Origin of the sequence: Mesorhizobium huakuii, from assembly GCF_030160235.1 — a bacterium.
Taxonomy (GTDB): Bacteria; Pseudomonadota; Alphaproteobacteria; order Rhizobiales; family Rhizobiaceae; genus Mesorhizobium; species Mesorhizobium huakuii.
The window spans coordinates 205,399-226,624 of record NZ_BSNY01000055.1 but is presented as its reverse complement, the minus strand read 5'-3'; the positions used below and the strand labels follow the sequence as shown (position 1 = coordinate 226,624).

General features: G+C 63.9%; 24 protein-coding genes. 5 read left to right on the top strand and 19 right to left on the bottom strand.

Annotated elements, in window-relative coordinates; all coding sequences use genetic code 11:
* From phnE to phnG, 13 genes are all read right to left on the bottom strand, one after another.
* The gene (gene phnE / locus QQK95_RS29700) at positions 1–972 is read right to left on the bottom strand and encodes a phosphonate ABC transporter, permease protein PhnE (RefSeq protein ID WP_284277970.1); all 972 of its coding nucleotides are present in this window, start codon (positions 970–972) and stop codon (positions 1–3) included.
* Positions 973–1,027: 55 nt separating this feature from the next.
* The gene (gene phnD, locus QQK95_RS29695) at positions 1,028–1,936 is read right to left on the bottom strand and encodes a phosphonate ABC transporter substrate-binding protein (protein ID WP_284277969.1); all 909 of its coding nucleotides are present in this window, start codon (positions 1,934–1,936) and stop codon (positions 1,028–1,030) included.
* A 148-nt stretch (positions 1,937–2,084) separates the two neighbouring features.
* On the bottom strand, positions 2,085–2,942 hold the full coding sequence (phnC, locus tag QQK95_RS29690; RefSeq protein WP_284277968.1) for a phosphonate ABC transporter ATP-binding protein: 858 nt from the start codon (positions 2,940–2,942) through the stop codon (positions 2,085–2,087).
* A gap of 234 nt (positions 2,943–3,176) precedes the next feature.
* Complete coding sequence (locus QQK95_RS29685; protein ID WP_284277967.1) at positions 3,177–3,887, bottom strand: DUF1868 domain-containing protein; 711 nt, start codon at positions 3,885–3,887, stop codon at positions 3,177–3,179.
* An 86-nt stretch (positions 3,888–3,973) separates the two neighbouring features.
* A complete protein-coding gene (locus QQK95_RS29680) occupies positions 3,974–4,591 on the bottom strand; it encodes a DapH/DapD/GlmU-related protein (protein ID WP_284277966.1) in 618 nt (205 codons plus the stop codon).
* On the bottom strand, positions 4,588–5,295 hold the full coding sequence (gene phnL, locus QQK95_RS29675; protein ID WP_284277965.1) for a phosphonate C-P lyase system protein PhnL: 708 nt from the start codon (positions 5,293–5,295) through the stop codon (positions 4,588–4,590). The genes QQK95_RS29680 and phnL overlap by 4 nt, the downstream gene beginning before the upstream one ends.
* A 2-nt stretch (positions 5,296–5,297) precedes the next feature.
* Positions 5,298–6,074 (bottom strand): phosphonate C-P lyase system protein PhnK, encoded by a 777-nt coding sequence (gene phnK / locus QQK95_RS29670; RefSeq protein WP_013892928.1) that lies wholly within the window; start codon positions 6,072–6,074, stop codon positions 5,298–5,300.
* Positions 6,071–6,970: an alpha-D-ribose 1-methylphosphonate 5-phosphate C-P-lyase PhnJ gene (locus tag QQK95_RS29665; RefSeq protein WP_095772422.1), complete on the bottom strand. Its 900-nt coding sequence runs from the start codon at positions 6,968–6,970 to the stop codon at positions 6,071–6,073. Before QQK95_RS29665 ends, phnK begins: the two co-directional genes overlap by 4 nt.
* 5 nt (positions 6,971–6,975) lie before the next feature.
* The gene (locus QQK95_RS29660; RefSeq protein WP_284277963.1) at positions 6,976–7,248 is read right to left on the bottom strand and encodes a hypothetical protein; all 273 of its coding nucleotides are present in this window, start codon (positions 7,246–7,248) and stop codon (positions 6,976–6,978) included.
* Positions 7,245–7,664: a FosX/FosE/FosI family fosfomycin resistance hydrolase gene (fosX, locus tag QQK95_RS29655; protein ID WP_284277961.1), complete on the bottom strand. Its 420-nt coding sequence runs from the start codon at positions 7,662–7,664 to the stop codon at positions 7,245–7,247. Before fosX ends, QQK95_RS29660 begins: the two co-directional genes overlap by 4 nt.
* Positions 7,661–8,773: a carbon-phosphorus lyase complex subunit PhnI gene (locus tag QQK95_RS29650; protein ID WP_284277960.1), complete on the bottom strand. Its 1,113-nt coding sequence runs from the start codon at positions 8,771–8,773 to the stop codon at positions 7,661–7,663. Before QQK95_RS29650 ends, fosX begins: the two co-directional genes overlap by 4 nt.
* Positions 8,774–8,775: 2 nt before the next feature.
* The gene (gene phnH / locus QQK95_RS29645) at positions 8,776–9,387 is read right to left on the bottom strand and encodes a phosphonate C-P lyase system protein PhnH (protein WP_284277957.1); all 612 of its coding nucleotides are present in this window, start codon (positions 9,385–9,387) and stop codon (positions 8,776–8,778) included.
* A complete protein-coding gene (gene phnG / locus QQK95_RS29640) occupies positions 9,387–9,848 on the bottom strand; it encodes a phosphonate C-P lyase system protein PhnG (RefSeq protein ID WP_284277956.1) in 462 nt (153 codons plus the stop codon). Before phnG ends, phnH begins: the two co-directional genes overlap by 1 nt.
* 121 nt (positions 9,849–9,969) lie before the next feature.
* On the opposite strand from phnG, the gene phnF reads away from it, so the two are divergent.
* The gene (phnF, locus tag QQK95_RS29635; RefSeq protein WP_284277955.1) at positions 9,970–10,719 is read left to right on the top strand and encodes a phosphonate metabolism transcriptional regulator PhnF; all 750 of its coding nucleotides are present in this window, start codon (positions 9,970–9,972) and stop codon (positions 10,717–10,719) included.
* A 15-nt stretch (positions 10,720–10,734) separates the two neighbouring features.
* Here the strand turns inward: phnF and QQK95_RS29630 are convergent, their stop codons facing one another.
* The 6 genes from QQK95_RS29630 to QQK95_RS29605 all read right to left on the bottom strand — a co-directional run bounded on the left by QQK95_RS29630 (position 10,735) and on the right by QQK95_RS29605 (position 18,391).
* Positions 10,735–11,751, bottom strand: coding sequence for a zinc-binding alcohol dehydrogenase family protein (locus QQK95_RS29630; protein WP_284277953.1), 1,017 nt, complete (start codon positions 11,749–11,751; stop codon positions 10,735–10,737).
* Between the two features lie 76 nt (positions 11,752–11,827).
* On the bottom strand, positions 11,828–12,796 hold the full coding sequence (locus tag QQK95_RS29625) for an ABC transporter permease (protein ID WP_284277952.1): 969 nt from the start codon (positions 12,794–12,796) through the stop codon (positions 11,828–11,830).
* A complete protein-coding gene (locus tag QQK95_RS29620) occupies positions 12,793–14,346 on the bottom strand; it encodes a sugar ABC transporter ATP-binding protein (protein WP_284277950.1) in 1,554 nt (517 codons plus the stop codon). Before QQK95_RS29620 ends, QQK95_RS29625 begins: the two co-directional genes overlap by 4 nt.
* Positions 14,347–14,498: 152 nt before the next feature.
* Positions 14,499–15,494: an ABC transporter substrate-binding protein gene (locus QQK95_RS29615; protein ID WP_284277948.1), complete on the bottom strand. Its 996-nt coding sequence runs from the start codon at positions 15,492–15,494 to the stop codon at positions 14,499–14,501.
* A gap of 330 nt (positions 15,495–15,824) precedes the next feature.
* Positions 15,825–16,823: an aldo/keto reductase gene (locus QQK95_RS29610; RefSeq protein WP_284277947.1), complete on the bottom strand. Its 999-nt coding sequence runs from the start codon at positions 16,821–16,823 to the stop codon at positions 15,825–15,827.
* Positions 16,824–16,885: 62 nt separating this feature from the next.
* A complete protein-coding gene (locus QQK95_RS29605) occupies positions 16,886–18,391 on the bottom strand; it encodes a UxaA family hydrolase (protein WP_284277946.1) in 1,506 nt (501 codons plus the stop codon).
* 253 nt (positions 18,392–18,644) lie between these two features.
* Here QQK95_RS29605 and QQK95_RS29600 point away from each other — a divergent pair, with 253 nt between their 5' ends.
* The 4 genes from QQK95_RS29600 (at position 18,645) to QQK95_RS29585 (ending at position 21,220) form a co-directional block, all read left to right on the top strand.
* The gene (locus QQK95_RS29600) at positions 18,645–19,547 is read left to right on the top strand and encodes a GntR family transcriptional regulator (protein ID WP_284277944.1); all 903 of its coding nucleotides are present in this window, start codon (positions 18,645–18,647) and stop codon (positions 19,545–19,547) included.
* Between the two features lie 122 nt (positions 19,548–19,669).
* Positions 19,670–20,026, top strand: coding sequence for a DUF2946 family protein (locus QQK95_RS29595; protein ID WP_284277943.1), 357 nt, complete (start codon positions 19,670–19,672; stop codon positions 20,024–20,026).
* 96 nt (positions 20,027–20,122) lie between these two features.
* Complete coding sequence (locus QQK95_RS29590; RefSeq protein WP_284277942.1) at positions 20,123–20,662, top strand: copper chaperone PCu(A)C; 540 nt, start codon at positions 20,123–20,125, stop codon at positions 20,660–20,662.
* A 39-nt stretch (positions 20,663–20,701) separates the two neighbouring features.
* Positions 20,702–21,220, top strand: a complete 519-nt coding sequence (locus tag QQK95_RS29585; RefSeq protein ID WP_284277941.1) for a YcnI family copper-binding membrane protein — start codon at positions 20,702–20,704, stop codon at positions 21,218–21,220.
* Positions 21,221–21,226: the final 6 nt, after the last annotated feature.

Sequence of the window (21,226 nt, the reverse complement as noted above, 5' to 3'; positions counted from 1 at the left end):
TCACGCCCCCATCACAAAGGCCTGCTCGCCGACCAGCTTGCGGCGCAGCCAGGCGGAGAACTGGTCGATGATGAAGATGGTCGTGAACAGGAGCAGCACCAGCGCCAGCGTCTTGGCGCCGAAGCCGCGCGAGATGGACAGCTTCAACTCCTCGCCGATGCCACCGCCGCCTACGGCGCCGATGATGGTCGAGGCGCGGACATTGATCTCGACGCGCAGCAGCGTGTAGGACATGAAATTCGGCAGCACCTGGGGCAAGTCGGCGAAGCGCACGCGCTCGAACCAGTTGGCTCCGACAGCACGCAGGCCTTCCTCGGCCCGCATGTCGATGTTCTCGTTGATCTCGTAGAACAGCTTGCCGAGCGCGCCGATCGAATGCAGGCCGATGGCGATGATGGCGGCGATCGGGCCGATGGAGACGATGGCCGCGAACAGGCCGGCAATGACGATTTCGGGAAAGGCGCGCAGCAGTTCCATGAGGCGCTTGACGATGAGCCTGAGCGCCGGATGAGGCGTCAGGTTGCGCGCGGCGATGAAGGAAAACGGCACGGCGAAGATGAAGCCGATGAAGGTCGAGACCAGCGCCACGTTCACCGTGGTCAGCATCAGCTCGAAATATTCGGGGATGTAGAAACCGCCCCAGACATAAACGCGGCCAAGCGGAAAGTTGTATTCCTGGGTACCGGTGTCATGCGGCGAGGCAATGTCGAACAGTGCCCGCCAGACATCGTTCCAATCCTTGGGGACCAACCAGCTCAGGAAATCCAGAATATGCGGCAGCCGGTCGAAGAAGTGCCCGGCATTGGCTTCGTCGGCGAACCACATGCTGGCGAGCATCGCGGCCAGCAGCAGGCCGACGCCGAGCACGGTATAGAGCCGGCGCAGCGACGTCTGGCGTCGCCAGGCATCGGCCATCGGGTGGGGGGCGCCGGAAGAGGCTGTCAAAGAGGGGGCTGTCACGGAAAGGGTCATGATCGGAGATGCAAAAAGGGCGGCGCTTTGAGCACCGCCCTTTCCGATTTCGCCGTTAGCCGCCGATGGCTGCCTTACGGGCTTCGACGATGACGTTGTAGAAGTCCGGCTTCACCGGAACATAGCCGGTGAAATCGCCGCCTTCGACGCCCTCGAAGCAAGCCTTGTCCTTCTTCGGCAGCTCGGTGAAGAAGGCGGCGAGCTTGGCGGTCATCTCGTCGCCGAGCGCGGTGCGCACGACCAGCGGGCCGTTCGGGATCAGGCCCGAGCGCCAGACTTCGACGAAGTCGTTCGGGTCAACGGCGCCCTTGGCGACGACCTTGTGGAAGGTGCCGGAGGTGAAGCCGTTCTTGAAGTCGCCGATGCCGGAGGAGTCGTCGACCGCGACATCGACCTTGCCGTCACGCACGGCCAGGATGTTGTTCTCATGGCCGCCATTGAACTGGGTCGAGGCGAAGAAGGTTTCGTTCGAGGCGCCGGTTTCCTTCGGAATCTGGGTCAGCGGGATCAGGTAGCCCGAGGTCGAATCCGGATCGGCATAGCCGAGCTTCTTGCCCTTGGCCGACTTGATGTCGGTGATGCCCGAGGTCTTCAGTGCCAGGCCGATCGAATAGTAACCGGTGGAACCGTCAGTCTGCTTGGTGGTGAGGATCGGGGTCACCGCCTTCGGATCCTTGAGATAGACGCTGGCGTAGCCGGAAGCGCCAAGTTCGGCGAAGTCGAGCGTGCCGCCAAGCAGGCCCTGGATGACGCCATCATAATCGGCGGCGGGGAACAGCGAGACCTTCTCGAAGCCGAAGTCGGCCTTCAGATGGTCGGCCAGGCACTGATAGTTGCGCAGCCGGTCGGTCTCGTTTTCACCGCCCAGAATGCCGACGCGGAATTCCTTCAGATCGGCGGCGTGGGCCATGCTGGTCGCCATGGCGAGCACCGAAACGGCGCTGAAAACCATCTTCCTGAACATTTGATGTCTCTCCTGTAAGTTCCGGCCCCGCGCCGGCAGCGTTCTTGATCTTGACAAGTGCCCTTGACGCGGGCGGACGATCCGAGCCGCTCTTTCTTGGCCCATGATCTTTCCCGAAAACCGGATTCCACTTTTCGGGATCATGGGCTCAGTAACCCGGGAATGCGGGCTCGAGCGGTCCGGCGGATGCTGCAATCTTCTGCCTGAAGGCAACGCTGGTGGAGGTGATGGCCTCCGATATCTCCGCGCCATTGCTGTCGGCGCCATAGACGAGGCGCACGGCCTCACGGTTGAGCTCTTCGGGCGGGCCGTCAAAGACGACCTTGCCGGCGGCCATGCCGATGATGCGGTTGCAATAGGCGCGCGCGGTATCCAGCGTATGCAGATTGGTGACGACGGTGATGCCCTCGCGCAAATTGATGTCCTGCAGCGAATCCATCACCACCTTGGCGTTGAGCGGGTCGAGCGAGGCGATCGGCTCGTCGGCGAGGATCACCTTGGGCTGCTGCATCAGGGCGCGGGCTATGGCGACGCGCTGCTGCTGCCCGCCAGACAAGGTGCCGGCGGGCTGAAGTGCGGTGCGGGCTATGTCGAGCCGCTCGAGCGCGGCGACCGCCTCCGCGCATTCGGCGCGCGAGAACATGCCGAGAAGATTGGACAGGGTCGAACGGTGGTTCAATTTGCCAAGCAGCACGTTGGTCAGCACGTCGAGGCGCGGCACCAGGTTGAACTGCTGGAAGATCATTGCGCAGTCGCGCTGCCAGCGCCGTAGCGGCGAGCCGCGCAGCTGGGAGACCTCGGCGCCGTCAAAAAAAATCGCCCCCTGGCTGGGGTCGACAAGACGGTTGATCATGCGAAGAAGGGTCGATTTGCCAGCGCCCGAACGGCCGATGACGCCAACCATCTGACCCTGCGGGATCGAGATGTTGACGTCGCTGACGGCGGTGTTCTTGCCGAATCGTCGGCTGACGCCGCGGATTTCGAGTGTGGCAGAGCTTGCTGACATAAGCAGGTTCCAGTCCCGACCTTGTTGATCGTCAGGCACTCGCCTAGCGCAGCCACATGAACCTGCCGTGTCGCCAGCATGTCAGTTTTGTTACGCTCCACAGGCGCGACGACTGAAGCGCGTCGCGCTGAGACCAATTCATGCGACGCGCTTCAGGTCTTTGTTTTCATGCATGTCGTTCTCCCAAAACCGGGGCCGCTTTTCGGGCGACATGCATTGGCGCCTTGCCGGCGATCAGCCGAGCACCAGCAATTCCTCGAAATGCTTCATGTCGCGGAATGCGCAGAAGGCGGGCGCCTTGATCTCGATCACCGGGGCCCGCCTTGCGAAAAGCGCCAGGCAATCGTCGAACAGGGCCTGCCACGCGGCGGCGCGGTCGTCGGCAAGGCGCTGGATCTGATAGGCGAAGGTGATGTGGAAGACGTACCTGTCGTGATCGGGGTGCCTGTAGCCGAACGGCACCGCCAGCGCATCGCGCCATTGGCGCATGATGCGCACGTCCTCGTCGGTCGCGCCGGCAACGGTGAGGCCGGTCGGCACGACCTCGACCACCTTGATGTTGAACGGACCGAAGCCTTCGAAAGTCTTCAGACGCTCCAGATAGAGGCGGGTCATCGCGTCGATGCTGGTGTCGAGCGGCACATCCTGCGGCCAGAAGGGCAAGCGGCGGCGATATTCGATGATGCCTTGGAACAGCGTCATATGCAGGCTGGAAACGGGCGTGAAGGCGAGCCGGTCGGCGTCGGGCATCGCCAGCATCTTCTCGCGCACCGCAAGCACCACGGCTTCGGAGGGCGAGCCGCTGACGAGATGGCTGACGACCGTGTTGCCGGGCTCGGTCAGGAAATTGCCTGAAGTGTCGTAGCGCGTGCCGAGATGCGGGGGCGGGGTCGGGTTGGAGCCGGCAAAGAATCCGGCGAGCGAGGGTCTGACGGTGTCGAGCATGGCGATCTCCTTGGGGGAGATGGCGTCCTGTCCGAGTCCTGTGTCAGGGATATGAACAGGCTCGCTTATGACGATGATGTGAGGAACTATCCCTCGTATTTCTCCAGGAAGGCCTCCGCCGACAGCTCGCGAAAATCCTCGAGCGAAGCGCGCAGCCGTGCGTGGTCCCAGTCCCACCAGGCAAGTGCCTGGTAGCGTTCGGCGGTGCGGCGGTCGAAGCGTTCGCGGATCGGCCTGGCCGGCACGCCGGCGACGATGGTGTAGGGCGCGACATCCTTGGAGACCACGGCGCCGGCGCCGACAGCCGCGCCATCGCCGACAGTGACGCCGGGCAGGACGGTCGAGCCGTGACCGAGCCAGGTGTCGTGGCCGATGGTGACGCGCTTGGCGCGGCGCTGGGCGAAGAATTCGCTCTCGTGCTCGGCGTCGTCCCAATAGTCAGAGGCGCGGTAGGTGAAGTGGTGCAGCGTCGGCCGCCAGGTCGGATGGTTGGTGGCGTTGAGGCGCACGCTTGCCGCGATGTTGGCGAACTTGCCGATTGTCGCGCACCAGACGGAGCAATCCTGCATCATGTAGGAATAGTCGCCGAGTTCACTTTCCGAAACCCGGCTGCGGTCGGCGATCTCGGTCCAGCGGCCGAGCCTCGAATTGTGCACCTCCGCCGTCGGGTGAACCAGCGGCGCCTCCGACAATTTCCTGGTCATGCGGCGAGTTTTCCTGGAGCAAAAGCGGTGACGTCGATGATGCGGTCGGCTACCGCCTCGCGCACATCATGATCGTGGAAGATGCCGAGCAGGGCGACACCGGCCGCCTTCTTGGCGGCGATGAGTTCGATCACCACGTCGCGGTTGGCGGCGTCGAGCGAGGCGGTCGGCTCGTCGAGCAGCAGGATCGGGTGCTCGGTGATGAAACCGCGCGCGATGTTGACGCGCTGCTGCTCACCGCCAGAGAAGGTCGCCGGCGGCAGTGCCCAGAGTCTTTCCGGCAAATTGAGCTGCGAAAGCAGGGCGCGTGCCTTGCCGCGTGCAACCTCGCGCTCCTCGCCGCGCTCGACCAGCGGTTCGGCGACAACGTCGAGCGCCGAGACGCGCGGCACGGTGCGCAGGAACTGGCTGACATAGCCGATCGTTTGCCGGCGAACGGCAAGCACGGTGCGCGGGCTGGCATTGGCGAGGTCGATCAACCCGTCCTCGTGCCTGACGATGATCTGGCCCTCGTCGACGGCATAGTTGCCGTAGAGCATCTTCAGGATCGAACTCTTGCCGGCCCCGGACGGACCGCCGAGCACGGTGCACTCGCTCGCCTTGATCGAGAACGAGACGCCGGCGACGACGGGCAGCTTGATGCCGTCGCGCAGATGCATGGTGAAGCTTTTTGCGACGTCGGAGACAACGAGTGGCGTCGGCATGGTTACACCTGAAGGATCGAGGAAACGAGAAGCTGCGTATAGGGCGCGCGCGGGTCGTCGAGCACGCGGTCGGTGAGACCGCTTTCGACGACGCGGCCGTCCTTCATGACCATCATGCGCTGCGACAGCAGGCGGGCCACGGCGAGATCGTGGGTGACGACGATGGCGGCGAGGCCGAGATCGGTGACCAGCCCGCGCAACAGGTCGAGCAGGCGCGCCTGCACCGACACGTCGAGGCCGCCGGTCGGCTCATCCATGAACACCAGCCGTGGTCCGGTGACGAGGTTGCGGGCGATCTGCAGGCGCTGGCGCATGCCACCGGAAAAGGCACGTGGCTCGTCGTCGATACGGTCTTGCTCGATCTCGACGCGCGACAGCCAGTCGACCGCCGTGGCGCGGATCTTGCCATAGTGGCGGTCGCCCACCGCCATCAGCCGTTCGCCGACATTGGCGCCGGCAGACACCGTCATGCGCAGGCCGTCGGCCGGGTTCTGGTGGACAAAGCCCCAGTCGGTGCGCATCAGGAAGCGGCGCTCGGCCTCGCTCATGCGGTAGAGCTCGCGGAACTGGCCGTCGCGCATGCGGTAGCTGGCGGTGCCCGACGAAGGCAGCAGCCGCGTCGACAGGCAGTTGAGCAGCGTCGTCTTGCCGGAGCCGGATTCGCCAACGACTGCCAGGACTTCGCCCGGCCAGAGGTCGAAGGAGACGTTGTCGCAGCCGACGCGCGACCCGTAGAATTTGGAGAGCGCCGAGACGCGCAGCAGCGGTTCGTCGGTCATTGTGCCGGCTCCATTTTTTCGGAAGCAAGATGGATTTCCGGAGCAAGATGGCCGCGATGGCCCTCTTCACGCCGCTTCTCGCAATGGTCGGTGTCGGAGCAGACGAACATGTGGCCGCCATGGTCGTCGAGGATGACCTCGTCGAGATAGACATTTTCGGCCGCGCACAGTGCGCAGGGCTGGTCGAAGGTCTGCACCTCGAACGGATGGTCCTCGAAGTCGAGGCTGACGACATCGGTGAAGGGGGGCACCGCATAGATGCGCTTCTCGCGTCCGGCGCCGAACAGCTGCAGCGCCGGCGAGCGGTGCATCTTGGGATTGTCGAATTTCGGCGTCGGCGAGGGGTCCATCACATAGCGGCCCTCGACCTTGACCGGATAGGCATAGGTCGTGGCGATGCGGCCGTGCTTGGCGATGTCCTCATAGAGCTTCACATGCATGAGGCCATACTCCTCCAGCGCATGCATTTTGCGCGTCTCGGTCTCGCGCGGTTCGAGGAAGCGCAGCGGCTCGGGGATTGGCACCTGGTAGACCAGCACCTGGCCCGCGGTCAGCGGATGTTCGGGGATGCGGTGGCGGGTCTGGATGATGGTGGCGCTGGCGGTATCGGTGGTGACGGCGACATTGGCGACCTTCTTGAAGAAGGCGCGGATCGATACCGCGTTGGTGGTGTCGTCGGCGCCCTGGTCGATGACCTTCAGCACGTCATCGGGGCCGATGATCGAGGCGGTGACCTGGACGCCACCGGTGCCCCAGCCATAGGGCATCGGCATTTCGCGCGAGGCGAAGGGCACCTGGTAGCCGGGAATGGCGATGCCCTTGAGGATCGCCCGACGGATCATCCTTTTGGTCTGCTCGTCGAGATAGGCGAAGTTGTAGGTGGCGATGTCGGTCATGGTGATCACATCCGCTTTGTGCTATCGAATTGGCGTCCAGGACGCGGAAACAGGGGCGAATTCAGATGAACTCGACCGGATGGATGCATCTCGGAATTGTGCTGGTGGTGTTCGCCGGCGTCGTTCTCTTTTTCCTTCGGCGCATGGTTTTTCCCGCTCCCAAAGAGGGCTCTCAAGGTGAATCCATGGGCGTCGGAGGTGGCGGCTACTCCGGGTATGATAGCCATGGCGGTCATTCCCACGACGGTGGCGGCCACGGGGACGGGCACTAAGTTCATTGCGCAGCCTCCAACCCCTTGGCATAGCGCGCCAGCCGCTCATTGAGCGTGCCGGTGTGCAGTTCGAACATGTGGTTGTCGTCGTCGTAGAAATAGATCGAGCGGCCTTCACCCTCGACGCGCGGACGTGGTGGGCGCATGTCGAGGCCTAGCCTGCCGACGCGCTCGGCGTAGCGGTCGAAATCGGCGTCATCGATCTTGAAGGCGATGTGGTTGTAGCTGCGCTCGGGCAGCTTCTCGCCCTCCATGATGGCGATCCAGAGGTCGCCGATCAGGAAGAATTTTTCGCGCGACAGCGAAAACTGCGCGGCGTCGCTGGCATAGACCTCGCGGGCGTCGAAGACGCCCTCGAGTATCCTTGTCATCCGCTCAAGGTCGCGGACGATGAAGGTCATGTGGGACAGGCCTTCGATCATTCCGCGGCCTCCCGCTTTTCTTCCACCCTGGTGGGGTTTTCGCGGGCCTCATATTCGGCGCGCATGCGGCGCACGAGGTCGAGCTCGGCCTGGAAGTCGACATAGTGCGGTAGCTTCAGATGCTCGACGAAACCGGTCGCCTGGACATTATCGGAATGCGAGATGACGAACTCCTCGTCCTGGGCGGCGGCGACAATGTCCTCGCCGAGCTCGGAGGCGCGCAGCGCCCGGTCGCAGAGCGCCATGGCCATCGCCTTGCGCTCGCTCTGGCCGAAGACCAGGCCGTAGCCGCGGGTGAACTGCGGCGGCGCCTTGGCCGAGCCCTTGAACTGGTTGACCATCTGGCATTCGGTGACCCGCACCGTGCCAAGGGGGGCTGCGAAGGGCAGTTCGGGGACATCGAGTTCCAGCTCGACCTCGCCAATGCGGATTTCGCCGACAAAAGGATGGTTGCGGGCATAGCCGCGCTGGGTTGAGTAGCCGAGCGCCAGGAGAAAACCCTCATCGCCACGCGACAGTGCCTGCAGGCGGATGTCGCGCGCCATCGGGAATTCCAGCGGCTCGCGGGTGATGTCGCCCGGGACATGGTCCTGCGGCATCTCGCCATCGGGTTCGATCAGGCCTTCGCGGGCGAGGATCGCCGAGACGCGTGGCATGGCCTGCGCTTCCGTCTCGCGCTGCAAGGGTTCGGCGACATCGGCGCCGGCGGCAAGTTCGGGGTCGAGCAGCCGGTGCGTGTAGTCGAAGGTCGGGCCGAGCAACTGGCCGCCCGGCAGATCCTTGTAGGTCGCCGACACGCGCCGCTCGACCAGCATTGCGCCGGTGTCGATCGGCTTGCTGTAGCCGAAGCGCGGCAGCGTGGTGCGATAGGCGCGCACCAGGAAGATCGCCTCGATCATGTCGCCGCGCGCCTGGACGATGGCGAGTGCGGCGAGCTCCCTGTCGTAGAGCGAGCCTTCGCTCATCACCCGGTCTACGCCGAGCGCCAGCTGCTCGACGATCTGGTCGAGGCGCAGTGCCGGCACCGAACGGTCGCCGCGCCGGCGATCGGCAAGCAGGCTGTGGGCGTTGGCGATTGCGGCTTCGCCACCTTTTACAGCGACATACATCTTCAAGCCTCCATCGTCTTGATGCGCGTGGTGCGCGGCAGGCAGGCTATGCCTTCAGCGGTGGCGAGGATGATGTCGACGCCGCGCGGAAAGCGCTGGATATTCTGCTTCCACTGCTCGATGAAATGACGCGGCGTCTGCGCCGGAGCGATCGTGGCGCTGGTTTCGATGCCAGGGCCTTCCAGCAGCAACGGAGTGCCTGAAGCGAGGTCGCTGACCTGCAGGATCAGGGTGGTCGACCGGTCGGGATAGTCCTGCGTTCCCTGGGAAAAGCCGTCGAGCGCCATCATCTCGGCTGGCGTGGCGACAAAGGCGAAATGCGCGTCGGCGGGTGTGTTGGCCAGCGGCGCGCCGGTATGGAAACCAAGCCAGGAGCCGATCGCGGCGGAGGCGTGCAGGGCCGGGTCGAGCCAGAGCGGCGTGTCGTTGTCGCACAACGCCAGCGCCACGGCGCCAGCGGTTGCGGAGAGCGGCGCCGGCGGCCGGGCCAGGGCCGGGAGAGGCTGCACGCTGCCTGGCCGCGCCATCGCGTCCATGACCGCGCGAAACACCGTCTGGGCGTTGAAGACCGGATCGGCGAAGCCGCCCTCGATCGATTGCGCTGCGATATCCATCAGTCTTCTCCGCGAACCATGGTGAAGAAATCCACCTTCGTTGCCGCCGTCTCGGCGCGGCGTTTTTCCTGGGCAGTGGCGAGCGCCGACCTCAAAGGCACGATCAGCCTGGTCTCGATCTCGGCGCGGCGGGCAGGGTCCTGCCACAGCGCGTCGGCTATCGCCGCCAGCTTCGCCTTCTGCTTGTCGCGGCCAAGTGCGTAGCAATGGCCGACCTGTCCGGACGGCAGCCGGACGGTGGCGCGGGTGACGGTCGCCTCGCCGACGTTGAACGGTGCGCCGCCACCGCCGATGCGGCCGCGCAACGTCACCAGTCCTGTCTCGGGACCGCGCAGCAGTTCGGCTTGCGAAGGCAAGCCGGCCTCGTTCCAGAGCCGGACGATGTCGTCGCCGCTCGATTGCGCCAGCGTCGCCATGGCGGCCTTGCGTTCGGCCTGGTCGCGGGCTTCCTGTCCTCGCATCGGCAGTATTCCTCTTTGCTAAATTTGTCTATTGATATAGACAACTATACAAATTATACATATTACGTAGCGCGAGTCCATGACGGGTGGATGACAGGGGACAGATGGTCGGGGGTAATTCATGATCGGACGACAGGAGGCCGACAGCATCGAACGGCGCAGCGGCGTCTCCCTGTGGCGGCAAATCGCCGACAGGATCCTGCAGGCGATCGCCACCGGCGATTTCGCCGAGAACGCCGCGCTGCCGCCGGAGGTGGCGCTCGCCGAGCGCTATGGCGTCAATCGCCATACGGTGCGCAGCGCCATATCGGCGCTTGTGCAGGAAGGGGTGCTGCGGGCGGAGCAGGGGCGGGGCACGTTCGTCTTGTCACGCAAGCGGCTGTCCTATCCGATCGGCGCGCGCACACGCTTTTCAACGGGCCTGCAAGGGCAGACCTCGGAACGCCATATCGTGCTGCTTGCCTCGTCGGTCGAGCCGGCCAGCCCGCGCGTCGCCGAGGGGCTTGGACTGGCCAGGGGGGCCGAGGTGATCAGATTGGAGACACGCGGCGAAGCCGACGGACGACCCGTGTCGCGTGCTGCCGGCTGGTTCGATGCCAGGCGCTTTGCCGGCATCGACAAGGCCATGGCAGAGACTGGTTCGATCACCGCGTCGCTGGCCCGCTTCGGCATAGATGATTATCTCAGGCAATCGACCGTGCTGTCGGCGCGCCATGCCGATGCGGCCGATCTTGCCGACCTCGACCTGCAGCCGGGCGCCATCGTTCTGGTCACGGTGGCCGTCAATGTCACACCGGACGGCCAGCCGATCCAGTTTTCGGAGTCGCGCTTTCCGGCGGAACGGGTGGAACTCAAACTGTCGGCGCTGTGAGCCGGATTCTGCCGACTATCCGATCTCGATGACTGCCTTGATCAGGCCGGATTTCTCGTGCGCCCAGCGGGCGAGATCGCTCGGCGTATCTGCCAGCGTCGTGCGGTGGGTGACGAGCTTGGCCAGGGGCACGGCGCCGTTGCGGATCGAGGCCGCGACATGATCGAAATCGGCACGCAGTGCATTGCGGCTGCCAACCAGCGTCATTTCGCGTTTGTGGAATTCAGGGTCGGAGAAGACGATGTCGTCCTTGACGACGCTGACCAGCACCAATGTGCCGCCATGCGCGACATGGGCGAAGGCCGACTGCACCGACCGGGTGTTGCCGGTGGCGTCGAAGACCACGTCGAAGCCTTCGCCTGATGTCGCTTCCCTGACCAGGTCGGGCACCGCTCCGCGCGAGCCGTCGAGGATACTGAAACCAAGTTCGTTTTCGGCGAAAGCGAGGCGTTCACTGCTCATGTCGAGCAGTGTCACGTCGAGCCCGGCAATGCGGGCGAAGATGGCGTTGCCGAGCCCGATCGGGCCGGCGCCGATGACCAGCGCTCGGGCGCCGGGATCGGAGCGGGCGCGGCGTACCGCATGCGCGCCGATGGCCAGGAATTCGACGGCGGCGGCGTCGGCCAGCGACAGGCCATTGGCCGGATAGAGATTCTGCGCCGGGACAAGAATGCGTTCGCACATGGCGCCGTCGCGATGGACGCCCAGCACCTCGATCTTGACGCAGCAATTCGGCTTGCCGTGCCGGCAGGCGATGCACTTGCCGCAGGAGAGGTAGGGATTGATGACGACCGGTTCGCCAATGGCGAGGTCGACGCCCTCGCCAGTCTCGATGACGGTGCCGGAGACTTCATGGCCCATGATGCGGGGGTAGGCGAGGAACGGGTGCTTGCCCTCGAAGATGTGGTAGTCGGTGCCGCAGATGCCGACATGACTGACCGCGACCAGCGCCCAGCCGGCAGGGGGCGAGCCAGGTGCAGGACGATCTTCCAGGACAAGCTCGCCGGGCGAGCGGCAGACGACGGCTTTCATGTTTTTAATCCGTTCTCTAATGAAATCGCCGGCCTGTTTTTTCCTTCACAGGCCGGCGATCGCTCTCGGTCTGTAGCTATTTGCCGCCGCGGCGACGCAGGCCGTCGAAATAGACGATGACGATGATCAGCACGCCGGTGATGATGCGCTGCCAGAAAGCGTTGACGTTGAGCAGGTTGGCGCCGTTGTTGATGGTGGCGAGGATGAAGGCGCCGAGCAGCGGGCCGTGCACGGAGCCGACCGCGCCGAACAGCGAGGTGCCGCCAATGACGGACGACGCGATCGCCTGCAGTTCCCAGCCCTCGGCCTGGGTCGGGTTGCCGATGCCGATACGCGAGGCCAGAAGCACGCCGACAAAGGCCGCGCACAGGCCAGACAGCGTGTAGGCCATGTAGATGGTGCGCTGGACGTTGACGCCGGACAGGCGAGAGGCCTCGGCGTTGGAACCGACGGAGAAGAGGTAGCGGCCCCAGCGGCTGTGATGCAGGAAGATATAGGCCGGAATGCCGACCAGGATGACCATCCAGAACAGGTTGGGCACGCCGAGGATGGAGTTGCGCGAGAACTCCTGGAAGGCATCATTGTTGATGGAGATCGAGTTGCCGTTGGTCATCAGAAGGCCGATGCCGCGCAGCGAGGTCAGCGTCGCCAGCGTGATGATGAAGGGCGGCAGGCCCATCTTGACGATGCCGAAGCCGTGGAACAGGCCGATGGCAACGCCGACCAGCAGCGTGATCGCGATGGCGAGGAAGACCGGTATGCCGGCATTGATCAGCATCGCGGCAATGACGGTGGCGAAGCCGACCACCGCGCCGACGGACAGATCGATGCCGCCGGTGATGATGACGAAGGTCTGGCCGACCGCCAGGATGGCGATCATCGAACCCTGACGCAGAAGGTTCGAGATGTTGTTGGCCGAGGCGAAACTCGATGTCGAGAGCGACAGGATGACCCAGAGCAGCACCAGCAGCGCCAGCAGTGTCAGCCCGAACAGGGCGTTGTAGTTGCGCTTGGGTTTTTCGGCAGGAATCGCCTCGGTGCTCATATCTTTCCTCCCAGCTTTTCTTGTTTCTCGGCGAGCGCCTGTGTGAGAATTTCCTCATGATCGGCGGTGCGGAACCCGTGTGTCGCCACCAGCTTGCCACGGCGGAACACATGCAGCGTGTCGGCCAGCTCATAGACTTCCGGCAGATAGGACGAGATCAGGATGATGCCGGCGCCTTTCGACAAGAGCGCGCCGAACAGGCGGTAGATCTCGGCCTTGGTGCCGACATCGACGCCGACGGTCGGCTCGTCGAAAATGAACAGCTTGGCGCCATGCGCCAGCCATTTGCCGATGACGATCTTCTGCTGGTTGCCGCCCGACAGGCTGGAGGCCAGCGCATTGCGTGTCGGCGTCTTGATGCGCAGATCGGCGATCTGGCGGTCGGCCTGGGTCTTCTCCTGCGCGCCGGAGATCAACATGTTCTTGGAGATGCGCTTGTAGATCGGCAGGTTGAGATTGAGGCCGACCGGCAGATTGAGGCAAAGGCCCTGGTCGCGGCGGCTTTCCGGTGCCAGCGCCATGCCGAGCTTGATCGCGTCATGCTCTGAATTGACCTGAACCGGCTTGCCTTCCCACAGGATCTGCCCGGCCGATTTGCGATGGCGGCCGTAGAGCGTGGTGACGAATTCACTGCGCCCGGCGCCGATCAGCCCGTAGAGCCCGACGATCTCGCCGGCGCGGACCGTCATCGAGACATTTTCGAAGCCCTTGCCCGACAGGTTCCTGGTCTCGACGATCACGGAACCCGGCGTGAAGTGCTCCTTGTGATAGACCTGCTCGATCGAGCGGTTGATCATCAGCTTGACCAGTTCGGCATCGTTGGTCTCGGCGATGTTTCTGGTGCCGACCAGCGTGCCGTCGCGCAGCACGGAGACGCGATCGGCGAGTTCGAAGACTTCCTCCATGCGGTGGCTGATGTAGATGATTGTCACGCCCTCGGACTTCAGCCGGCGGATCAGGGTGAAGAGCTGGTCGGCCTCCTTGCGGGTCAGGTAGGCGGTCGGCTCATCGAAGATCAGGAATTTGGTGCCGCGCACGGTGGCGCGGGCGGCGGCGATCAGCTGCTGCTGGCCGATGGTGAGGTCGCCGAGCATGACATGCGCCGGCAGGTCGAAGCCGAGATCGTCGATGATCTTCTGCGCTTCCTTGACCATGGCGCGCTGCTGCAGGATGCCGAAGCGCGAATTCTCCTCGCCGAGGAACATGTTGGCGGCAACCGTCAAATGACGGCAGAGCACGACTTCCTGGTGCACGGCGTTGATGCCGAGCGCCATCGCTTCATGCGGAGTCGCTAGCGGCGCGGGCTTGCCTTCCCAGATGACATCGCCGGAGGTGCGCGGCATGACGCCGGTGAGAAGCTTGATCAGGGTGGATTTGCCGGCACCGTTCTCGCCGACGATGGCGTGGATTTCGCCTGACTTGAAGGCCAGCGTAACCGGCTTCAGCGCATGGGTGCCGGGATATTTCTTCTCGAGGCCGCGCAGTTCGAGGATTGTCCTGCCCGGCTCCAGCACGGGGGCTGGGTGCAGGTCTTGCGCCGTCGATGTCATGACAATCCTCCCTGATTGGCCTTACGATCTGGCACGCGGCAGGCTTTTGAGTGCCTGCCAGGGCAACCTAGCCCAGGCTGGCGGATTTCCAAGCGATATCGCTGTCGTTTCCGGGGCACGAGGCCCCGGAAACTGTGCCTCTCGACCGTTGCTTAGTTGAGCTTCGGGTTGAGCAGCGCGTCGATCTTGGGATCCTTCATATTGGCCTTGGTGACCAGGTTGGCGCCGGTGTCGACATTGGCCTCGACCTTCTCGCCCTTGGAGGCGGCGAGCGCGGTCTTGATGCCGTCATAGCCCATCCGGTAGGGATCCTGGACGACGAGGCCGGAAATGACGCCGTCATTCAGGAACTTGATCAGCTTCTCGTCGCTGTCGAAGCCGATCAGGCCGACCTTGCCGGCAAGCTTGTTCTCGGCGATCGCCTGGCCGACGCCCTGCGCCATGATCAGGTTGGAGGCGAAGATGCCCTTCAGGTCCGGATTGGCGGTGATCAGGTCGGTCGCGATGTTGAGGCCGGTGGTGGCCTGGCCGTCGGCATATTTGTCGGCGACCAGTTCGAGGCCGGGATACTTGGCCTTGAGCTGTTCCTTGAAGCCCTGGGCGCGCTGCTCGAGCGAGCCGGCGCCGGGCAGTGCGGTGATCAGGGCAACCTTGCCTTCGACCTTGCCGCCATTGGCCGCGCCGATGGCTGCCGCAAGACCGTCCGCGGCGACGCGGCCGCCCTGGACGTTGTCGGTGGTCAGGAACGAGGTGAAGGCCTTGGAGTCGGCGCCGGAGTCGATGCCGATGACCTTGACCTTGGCCGCTGCCTCGTCGATCGGCTTGCCGAGCGCCTTGGCTTCGGTCGGCGCGATGACGACGGCGGCCGGGTTGCCGGCGACGGCGTTCTCGAGGATGGAGATCTGGCCGTTGACGTCGGTTTCAGCCTGGGCGCCGAGTTCCGGCACGTTGACGCCGAGATCCTTGCCGGCCTTGCGGGCGCCGGCGAGCACGATCTGCCAGTAGAAGGACGTGGTGTCCTTGACGATGATCGGAATGGTCACGTCAGCCGCCGAAACCGGCGCTGAGTGCATGACGCCGGCGAGCATCGACGCTGCTGCCAGGGCCATGACGGCGCGGCGGTTGAGAATGCTGGTCACGAATTTCATAGGATACCTCCCTAAGTCGCCCGGTGAACGTTACGGAAGCTCCGTTCGGATAGGCGTGGCCCAAACAGAACTTTATCAATAAAAAACATTTACGCTGTTTTGATAGTGCATCGATCTGGATGATGCAAGCGGTGTTTCGCACCTGATCCCCATGTCAGGCACAGACACATTCACGCGCTACCACCTCCCTGGACGCAGCCGAACGCTCCCGTTTCGTGAGCGGTATGGAATATTAATTCCATGCGATAGTCAATATGGAACATTCATTCTTTCTGCGGAGTCCCGCATTTGTGAAGCCGAGCCGCCGATCAAGGGTGGTGGACGCCGGCTTCACGTCAGGCTCTGCACCACCGTGTAAGGACGATATTTGGCGTATTCCGTCCCAGGCACGTTGGTGTCGAGCAGTTCGAGGTTGCGTGTCAGGTTTGCCAGTTTGGCGGTGCCGGTCAGCACGGTGGCGACCGTCGGCTCGTGCAGGGGAAACTGAAAGGCGGCGGCCGCCAGCGGATAGCCGCCTTCACCGGCGATCTTTTCCATGGCGTCGACCCGATCGAGCATATCGCGGCTGGCGGGCTGGTAATCGAAATGCGCGCCTTGCACCGGCCCGGTCGCCAATATGCCGGAGTTGAAGACGCCGCCGATCACCAACGATGTCTGTTGTTCGCGGCACAGCGGCAGCAGTTCGGCTTCGGCGGTGCGGTCGAGCAAGGAATAGCGACTGGCGAGCAGGATGCAGTCGAGCGGCGCACGGCGCATCACGTCGAGGCAGATCTGGACTTCGTTGACGCCGAGGCCATAGGCGGAAATCGTGCCGGCCCGCTTCAGCTCCTCGAGCGCCTTGAGCCCGCCATCCATGAACTGGCGAAAGTGCAGCTTGGTCTTCTCGGCGCCATGCGTGTAGGCGCCGATGTCATGCACATACAGGATATCGATCTTGTTCAGCCCAAGCCGCGCATAGCTGAAGTCGACCGACCGCATGATGCCGTCATAGGAATAATCGTAATCGAGCGCGAAAGGCAGCGGATCGACATAGGAGTGGTCGGGCACCTGGTCTTCGGGCACCGGCCGGAACAGGCGGCCGACCTTGGTGGACAGCACGTAGGAATCGCGCGGCTTGTAGCGCAGGAAATCGCCGAAGCGCCGCTCCGACAGGCCGAAACCATAGAAGGGCGCGGTGTCGAAATAGCGCAAGCCCGCCTCCCAGGCGCCTTGCAGCGTCTCCATCGCCGCCTCGCGCGAACAGGCGCGGTAAAGGCCGCCGATCGCGGCGCCGCCGAAGCTGACCTCGGTGACCTCGAGCGCCGTCTTGCCGATGCGGCGTTTTTCCATGCAAACCCTCCCCGTTGCCGGGCGCTGTCCAGCCCGGCAGTTCTACCACATTTCCGCTGAATTCAGAGCGTCGCGCCGAGATGCCAGGGCACGAACTCGTTGTCGCCGTAGCCGAAATCCTCGCTCTTGGTCTTGCGGCCGGAAGCCGTCTCGACGATCAGTTCGAAGATCTCGCGGCCCATGCCGGCGATGGTTTTTTCGCCCGAGGCGATGACGCCGCAATTGACGTCCATGTCCTCTTCCATCTGGTGATACATGGTCGAGTTGGTGGCGATCTTGATCGACGGCGTCGGCCGGCAGCCAAAGCAGGACCCGCGCCCGGTGGTGAAGACGATGACATTGGCGCCGCCCGCGACCTGGCCGGTGGCCGAGACCGGGTCGTAGCCGGGCGTGTCCATGAACACCAGTCCGTTGCCGGTGACCTTCTCGGCATAGCCGAAGACACCATTGAGCGGCGTCTGGCCGCCCTTGGCGACCGCGCCAAGCGACTTTTCCAGGATGGTGGTGAGGCCGCCGCGCTTGTTGCCGGGCGAGGGGTTGTTGTCGATCGAGGCGCCATGCTTGGCGACGTGATCTTCCCACCACTTCACATAGCCGTCGAGCTTCTTGGCGATTTCGGGCGTCGCGGCGCGGTAGGCAAGCAGATGCTCGGCGCCGTAGATTTCCGTGGTCTCGGAGAGGATGCCGATGCCGCCGACGCCGGCCAATATGTCGACGGCCGCCCCCAGCGCCGGATTGGCTGTTATGCCCGACATGCCGTCGGAGCCGCCGCATTGCAGGCCGACGACGATCTCGCTGACCGGGATCGGCTCGCGCTTCAGTTGACCGACTTCCTCGGCGATTTCGGCCAGCACGCCCATCGCCTTCTCCACCGATTTGCGCGACCCGCCGGCGTCCTGGATGTTGAAATGGCGTTTTCCCGCGGCGGCGCCCTTCTGGCCGTAGAGGGTGAGCTGGTTGACCTCGCATCCCAGGCCGACCATCAGCACGCCGCCGAAATTCGGGTGGCGGGCATAGCCGGCAAGCGTGCGGTGCAGCACCATCATGCCGTCGCCCGTGCCGCTCATGCCGCAGCCCTGGCCGTGGACGATCGGCACGAAACCGTCGATGCCGGGATATTTCGGCAGCAAGGTCCGGTTGGCGGTGTCGGCGATGGAATGGCAGACCGTGGCCGAGCAATTGACGCTGGCGATGATGCCGATGAAGTTGCGCGTGCCGGCGCGGCCATCGGCGCGGCGATACCCCATGAAGGTGCGGGCGCGGTCGGCAGCTGTAGCATGCTCGGCCTCGCTCGGCGGCACCACCGGGAGGCGGCCGGCCTCGAACACCAGATTGTGCGAATGGACATGCTCGCCCGGTGCGATGTCCTGCGTGGCGCGGCCGATCGCCTGGGCGTATTTGACCACGGCTTCACCGGCGGCGATCGGCTTGATCGCCACCTTGTGGCCAGGTTCGATAACGGCCGTGGCAAGCGCGCCGCCCGGCAGGGCCGTGCCGATCTCGATGCGGCCATTGGCAACGGCGACATTGTCGGCGGGGGACAGAAGAATGGTGTTCGAGACGTTCACGGGCGGTTTCCTGGGTGATCCTGGGATGCGCGGATTGACACGCGCCTGTTAAGAGTTAATGTCTTTTATCGTGAAAAAACAGTTTTGCGTCAATTGTTTTTTCGCAGGCGTTTCGCATGCCTCTGGCTGGCGGTGGCGCTGCAAACAATGAACCGTGCCCCGGAGAAAGCGATTCCTGCTTTTCAGGGTCATGGGAACGTCATATTGCGCTTCAAGCCGGCCGCCGCAAGCGCCGGCATGAATGGGTCAGGGGATGTCCAAGAGCAACAACGTCTACAAGGACGCCTATAACAGGTGCCTCAGGCTGCTCGACGAAACGCGCAGCCTGCCGTCGGAACCGGAATTGGGCACGCTGCTCGGTGTCAGCCGCACGACCGTGCGCAGCATCCTGGCGCGCATGGAGGAAACCGGGCTGATCGCCTGGAACAAGCGCGCCAAGACGGTGCTTCGCGACCCGCGTCCCGACGATTTCTTTCCGGAGGAAGAGACAGATACGCTGGCCGAGATCATCGAGCGGTCGTTCATGCGGCGTCTGCTCGCCGGCGGCGCCGAGGCCGGCATGCAGATCAATGAACTTGAACTGGCGCGCGAGATCGGCGTCGGCACCACCAGCGTGCGCGAGTTCCTGATCCGCTTCTCGCGCTTCGGCCTGATCGAGAAGCGCCGCAACAGCCATTGGGTGCTGAAGGGTTTTACACGGGCTTTCGCTTTGGAACTGACCGAGATCCGCGAGATGTTCGAACTGCGCTCGGCGGCCGCCTTCGCCGCTCTGCCGCAGGACAGCCCGGTCTGGGCCGATCTCGACCGCCTGGAGGACGAACATCGACTGCTGGCAAGAGAGATCGCCACGCGCTTCAACGCGTTTTCCGAACTGGACGAGCGCTTCCACCGGCTCATCCACCGGGCCTCGCACAACCGTTTCATCGTCGATTTCTACGACGTCATCGCCATGATCTTCCACTACCACTACCAGTGGAACAAGGCGCAGGAGCGCGAGCGCAACGAAGTCGCCGTCGGCGAGCACCTTGCCTATATCGAGGCGCTCAAATCGCGGGACCTCGGCAAGGTCGACGCCGCCTGCCGCAAGCACCTGAAATCGGCGCGCCACACGCTTTTGACCTCCATCCCCGAAAGCCGGCCCTTGCAGAAATCCTGATCGCGCCGCGTTGCCGCAGCATCGAATTGTCGATTTTCGACCTGCCGCCGCCATGATAGGTATCCTTCCAGGACTTGCTTGAAGAGGCAGATGGCTTGAACCGCCGGGGGAGACGCTGGAGCATGTCGACCGCGCTTGTCGCGGCCTGCTTGCTGTTGCTTCAGTCGACGCTCGGCGCCTTCGCCTTCGCCACCGGGCCGAATGCCGCGCAGCTCGACGCCTTCGGCAATGTCATCTGTAGCCGCGACGGCGCCACCCAGCTTCCCGGCGGCGACCAGCACCCGTCCCATCTGCCGGCCTGTTGCACGCTTGGCTGCAGCATGTTTTCATCCGCCTTTGCGCCACCGCCCGATGCCGGACTGGCCCTGGCTCGCCTTTCCTTCGAAGCGGTCGCCTTCATTTTTCCGGCGAGCATTCACCTCGGCTTCGCGCGCGAACGCTCGCCGTCGAACCCGCGCGCGCCGCCGCTGGCGGCTTGAAATCTTTGCCCGGCGGAACCTTTCGCGGGCGCACCCATCCAACGACCAAACGTCTCGCGACCGGCGACGGCGCGATCATCACTTCATGGAGCAACCATGTCCCATTTTTCCCCCATAGCGGCAGGCACGCTGTTCAGCCGCATTCTGTCCCACGTCCAGGAGCGTCTCGGCACTGCCGTGCTGGCTTTGGCGATCATGCTCGCCGGCGCCCAATCCGTCCTGGCGCATGAGTTCAAGATCGGCGATATCGAGATCGGCCATCCCTGGTCACGCGCCACGCCGGCCGGCGCCAAGGTGGCCGGCGGCTATTTTACCATTACAAACAACGGCAGCGCGCCGGACCGGCTGCTGTCGATTTCGTCCGACATCTCGGACAAGGCCGAACTGCATGAGATGGGTGTCAAGGACGGCGTCATGACAATGCGGCCAGTTGTCGGCGGCCTGGAGATTCCAGCCGGCGGCAAAGTCGTTTTGGGTCCCGGCAGCTATCATGTGATGTTCGTGGATTTGAAGCAGCCACCCAAGCAGGGCGAGATGTTCGCCGCCACGCTGACCTTCGAAAAGGCTGGGACGGTGACGATCAAGTTCGCCGTGCAGGCCATGGGCAGCGCGGCCCCTCAGGAAGACAACGACTGAACCGGCCATCGTACCGATCAAGATTCCAGAGGGACCACCATGAACAAGCATCTTTTATCGGCGGCAGCACTTCTGGTGCTGGGGACAAATGCCGCCTTCGCGCACATCACGCTCGAAACCCAGGAAGCGGCGGTCGGCTCGACCTACAAGGCCGTGCTACGGGTGCCGCATGGTTGCGACGGCAAGGCGACGACCGCCGTGCGCGTGCAGATTCCCGAAGGGGTGATGGCGGTGAAGCCGATGCCAAAACCCGGCTGGACGCTGCAGACCAAGAAGGGCAAATATGAAAAATCCTATCAGCTCTATGGCCAGGCGGTGACCGACGGCGTCAAGGAAGTCGACTGGGGCGGCGGCAATCTGCCGGATGAATTCTATGACGAGTTCATCTTCCGGGCCACGCTGACGGCGGATCTGCCCGTCGGCCAGAAGCTCTATTTCCCGGTGGTGCAGGAATGCGGCGATGCCGCCGACCGCTGGATCGAAATCCCGGCGGCGGGGCAGGATGAAGACGCGCTGGAAACCCCGGCGCCCGGCATCAAGCTCACCCCGAAGAAATAGTTTCTC